At 66.0% G+C, this 2,192-nt stretch carries 3 protein-coding genes; 1 reads left to right on the top strand and 2 read right to left on the bottom strand.

What is annotated here, in order from left to right; genetic code table 11:
• Positions 1-269, bottom strand: a 269-nt coding sequence (locus Q0W90_RS24380) for a DUF1559 domain-containing protein (protein WP_297777239.1), incomplete at its 3' end; no start/stop codon positions are given.
• A 275-nt stretch (positions 270-544) separates the two neighbouring features.
• Here Q0W90_RS24380 and Q0W90_RS24375 point away from each other — a divergent pair.
• Positions 545-1,957: a transposase gene (locus Q0W90_RS24375; RefSeq protein WP_297777236.1), complete on the top strand. Its 1,413-nt coding sequence runs from the start codon at positions 545-547 to the stop codon at positions 1,955-1,957.
• On the opposite strand, the gene Q0W90_RS24370 is transcribed toward Q0W90_RS24375, so the two are convergent.
• The coding region (locus tag Q0W90_RS24370; RefSeq protein ID WP_297777233.1) for a hypothetical protein at positions 1,946-2,192 on the bottom strand (247 nt) is incomplete at its 5' end. The two genes, Q0W90_RS24375 and Q0W90_RS24370, sit on opposite strands and share 12 nt — an antisense overlap.

Genomic DNA, 2,192 nt, shown 5'->3' with positions numbered 1-2,192 from the left:
GGCATCGCGCCCCAGCCCCACCCCGGCCCGGTGTCGGTCCCCGCCGAATCGAAGCCCGAGACGTAGCCCGGCGGGAAGACCTGGCTCGCCCCCTGGTAGCCGTGCAGGGCCAGGCCGATCTGCTTCAGGTTGTTGACGCACTGAGCGCGCCGGGCCGCCTCGCGCGCCGCCTGCACCGCCGGTAGCAACAGCGCGATCAGCACCGCGATGATCGCGATGACGACCAGCAGCTCGATCAGCGTGAAGCCCCGCGGCTTGCCCTGCGCCATGGCCCGCCATCCGTTCCGGGTCGCTCGTTCGCCACGATCATGTCGCTCGGTACGCCATGGTTCTGACGGCCGCCCATTAGAACGGTCCGCTGCCCCGGTGTCCAGTGCGCCGTCGATTGACAATGGACGGACCAGGCGTGGGTCCGGGTGGCACGCTACGCCGTTAACGTTCGTTAGGAGGAATGCGATAAGGTCTTGATGCGACACGGTGTTACGGTCACTATTTCTGTTGCTCGACAGGAAACAGGGATCGGTACACCCCGACGGAGTCGGCCATGTCGCACCAAGACCTTAACCGTCATACCGGACGGCAACCCAACCATCAAGACCTCAAGCGCGTCCTCGATTGGCTCACCGAGGGCGCCGACTTCTCGACCGTCCACTTCGCCAAGACATGCACCTGGACACCCCGCACACTCACCATCACGGCCCTGCTCTGGGTATGGTCGGACAAGGAAACTCTCAAAGACCGATTCCAGGCAGCCCGCAAGATCGCCATCCATGCCCTGGCGCTCTCGATGCTCGTCGCCGCCACTTACCAGGCCTTCCTGCAGATGTTGCGCGCCTGGACGACGAGGCTCGCGGTGCCCCTGGTCGGCGCGCTGCGGCGGCGTATGCAGGAGGACTTGGCCGACCGGTTCACCCTCGATGGCTATACGCTCTTCGGCGTGGACGGCACCCGGCTGGAACTGCCGCGTACCGAGTCCAACGAGACACCGCCCGTGCCCCGACGCCCCCGTCGCGCGCGGAAACGGCCCAGTAAGTCGAAACGCCGTGCCCGCGCCGCGGCGGTCGCCCGCGGCACCAAGTCTAACACGGCGCAGATGTGGCTGACGACGCTGTGGCACGTCGGCACCGGGTTGCCCTGGGACTGGCGGACCGGGCCTTCGGACAGCAGCGAACGCGACCACTTCAAGGCCATGATCGCCGCCCTGCCGGCGCGCGCCATGGTGCTGGCTGACGCGGGGTTCGTCGGCTACGTGTACTGGAAGGCGCTGTTGGAGAGCGGACACCAGTTTCTCATTCGGGTCGGCGCGAATGTGCGGCTGCTCAAGCAGTTGGGCTATGCCCGCGAGCGTAACGGCTTGGTCTACCTGTGGCCCGATCGCGTGCGGAAGCAGCAGCAGCCACCGTTGGTGCTGCGGTTGGTCGTAGCGCACGACGGCCGCGAGCCGGTGTACCTGGTCACGTCGGTGCTGGACGAGGGAGCCTTTCCTGATCGGCAGGCGATCCGGGCATACGGCCTTCGGTGGGGGGTGGAGCTGTTTTATCGCCACTTCAAGCAAACGTTTGCGCGGCGGAAGTTGCGGAGCCGTCGGTGGGAGAATGCGGAAGTGGAGGCGGTGTGGTCGCTGTTGGGGCTGTGGACGATGTCGTTGCACGCGCAGGTGGAGTTGTCCTACGATGCGGTGCCGAGCGACCAGATCAGCGTGGCGAAGCTGCTGGGCGCGTATCGAGGCGCGATGGCGGAGTACCGTAGTATTGCCTTGCCGGGCGAGTCGCTGTGGGAGCGTCTCGCGGTGGCTGTGCTCGACGGCTATGAGCGGGGAAACAAGACGAGCCGAGATTTCCCGCGGAAGAAACGGGCGCGCACGGCCGGGGCGCCGGAAATCCGCCGGGCGACCCGGCTTGAGGTCGAGGCCGCCCGGCAGATCAAGTATGATCAATTGAGCGCATTACCGGCGTAGGCCAGCACCGCGGCCTCCACCGGCGGGTGTCGGTTCATCAGGCAATCCGAACGGGATGTCACCATACAGCCGACTCAACTCGGACTCCGCCCGTTCCGCCGCGAGGATGTCACCGGAAGTCGGCACGCGATATTCCTTGCCCTTCGCTCCGTCCACAACGACGGCGGTCATGGTAGCGCCAAGTTTCCCGGCCTGTCCCTCAAGGCGTATGTCCGACATGGTTAGGCTCGGGACT

Source organism: Mycobacterium sp., from assembly GCF_025933915.1.
Taxonomy (GTDB): domain Bacteria; phylum Actinomycetota; class Actinomycetes; order Mycobacteriales; family Mycobacteriaceae; genus Mycobacterium.
This window is presented reverse-complemented; position numbering and strand designations above follow the sequence as displayed.